The organism is Rhizobacter sp. P2_H2, assembly GCF_056403375.1.
In genome coordinates this window covers 1-1,992 of record NZ_JBFUFP010000999.1, presented here as the reverse complement: position 1 = coordinate 1,992, position 1,992 = coordinate 1, and the positions used below count along the sequence as shown (strand labels likewise).

Sequence of the window (1,992 nt, the reverse complement as noted above, 5' to 3'; positions counted from 1 at the left end):
GAGCATCGTCAGCGGCGGCCACGTGCCCGAGCCGACGCAGCTCGCCGATGTGCTGGAGGTGCTGTCGCCGACGTGCTTCCGGCTGCTCGGCCGCAGCAACGACCTGATCAACGTGGCCGGCAAGCGCAGCTCGCTGTCGCACCTCAATTTCCAGCTGAACAGCATCGACGGCGTGCGCGACGGCGCGTTCTGGCTGCCGCCGGCCGACAGCGTCGAGGGCATCGCCCGTCCGGTGGCCTTCGTCGTCACCGACACGCTGACGCGCGAGGCGCTGCTCGCCGCGCTACGCTTGCGGCTCGACCCGGTGCTGCTGCCGCGGCGCATCGTGCTGCTGCCGTCGCTGCCGCGCGATGCCACCGGCAAGCTGCCGGCGCAGCGCTTGGCCGCGCTCGCGGCCGAGCACCTCTAGGCCACCCCCGCCATGCCCGTCGCTACCGTGCGCATCGCGGCCTCGCACCCGGCCTTCGCGGGGCACTTTCCCGGCCGGCCGATCGTGCCCGGCGTGCTGCTGCTGGCCGAGGTGGTCGAGGCGGTGCGCGCGCATGGCATCGCGCTCGACCCGCTGCAGGTAGGCGCCGTCAAGTTCGTCGCGACGGTCGGGCCCGATGCCGAACTGCGCATCGAATGGGATGCGGTCGATGCGGCGTCGACACGCCTGCGCTTCGAGGTCGGCCAGGTCGTCGACGGACAGGCGACGCGCTGCGCGAGCGGGCATTTCGACCTGTCGCCGGCGGCCCGATGACGACACCTGCCGACGGCACCTGGATCGCCCAGCGCGAGCGCAGCAACCTGTGGGCGCTGACGCTGATGCGGCGCATCGCGGTCGGCCTCGGCCGCCCGGCCGCGCGGCTGCTGCTCGGCCCGATCGCGCTGTACTTCCTGTGGTTCGGTGGCGCCGCGCCGCGCGCCTCGGCGCAGTACCTGCGGCGCGTGCTGGGCCGCGCGCCCACGTTCGGCGAGCGGCTGCGCCACCTGCACGCGTTCGCGTCGACCGTGCTCGACCGCGTCTACCTGCTGCAGCAACGTTTCGATGGCTTCGACATCCGCATCGCGGGCACCGAGCACCTCGACGCGGTGCTCGCGCGCGGCCAGGGCGCGCTGCTGATCGGCGCGCACCTCGGCAGCTTCGAGGTGATGCGTGCGCTCGGCCAGTCGCGCGCCGGGCTGCGCGTCGCGATGGTGATGTACGAAGACAATGCGCGGATGATCAACGCCACGCTGAAGGCGATCGCGCCGGACACGCCGCTGCACATCATCGCGCTCGGGCAGCTCGAATCGATGCTGCAGCTGCGCAACTGGCTCGACGACGGCGGCGTCGCCGGCCTGCTCGGCGACCGCAGCCTGCCCGGTGCCGCATCGGCGCGCTCGGTCAGCCACCGGCTGCCCTTCCTCGGCGACGAGGCCACGTTCTCCGACGGCCCGTTCCGGCTCGCCGCGCTGCTGCGCCGGCCGGTCGTCTTCATGACCGGGCTGTACCTGGGAGGCAACCGCTACGAGCTGCGCTTCGTGCCGCTGGCCGACCTCAGCGAACGGCCCGCGGGGCGGGAGGCGCAGGATGCGGCCATCGCCGATGTGCAGCGCCGCTACGTGGCGCTACTGGAAACGCTGTGCCGCGAGCAACCGATGAACTGGTTCAATTTCTATGATTTCTGGGCCCCGGAGGATGCGCATGCGGCTTGAACTTCGACGGCGTGCGCTGTGCCTGCTGCTGGTACTGGCACCGCTCGCGGCATCCGCCGCGCCGGCCGACCTCGGCGGCCTGCTCACGCTGCTGGCCGGCGTCAAGTCCGGCGAGGCCACGTTCACCGAGACGCGCCAGGTGACGCTGCAGGACATGACGCGCACGCTCGAATCGTCCGGCCGCCTCAGCTTCGCGGCCCCCGACACCTTCGTGCGCGAGACGCTGAAGCCGCGCCGCGAGCGCCTCGCTGTCGCCGGCAACACGCTGACGATGAGCCAGGGCAGCCGCAGCCGCAGCGTGCCGCTGGACAC

General features: G+C 72.3%; 3 protein-coding genes and 1 pseudogene. All 4 read left to right on the top strand.

Going from position 1 to position 1,992, the window contains the following annotated elements; all coding sequences use genetic code 11:
- The coding region (locus AC1D15_RS29285; protein ID WP_477828785.1) for an AMP-binding enzyme at positions 1-409 on the top strand (409 nt) is incomplete at its 5' end.
- 12 nt (positions 410-421) lie between these two features.
- The gene (locus tag AC1D15_RS29280) at positions 422-742 is read left to right on the top strand and encodes an ApeI family dehydratase (protein ID WP_477828784.1); all 321 of its coding nucleotides are present in this window, start codon (positions 422-424) and stop codon (positions 740-742) included.
- Positions 739-1,680 carry a lysophospholipid acyltransferase family protein gene (locus AC1D15_RS29275; protein ID WP_477828783.1) on the top strand — a complete coding sequence of 314 codons (942 nt, stop codon included), beginning with the start codon at positions 739-741 and terminating at the stop codon, positions 1,678-1,680. The genes AC1D15_RS29280 and AC1D15_RS29275 overlap by 4 nt, the downstream gene beginning before the upstream one ends.
- Positions 1,670-1,992, top strand: a pseudogene (locus AC1D15_RS29270) (outer membrane lipoprotein carrier protein LolA); the annotation flags it as partial. The gene AC1D15_RS29275 and the pseudogene AC1D15_RS29270, both read left to right, overlap by 11 nt.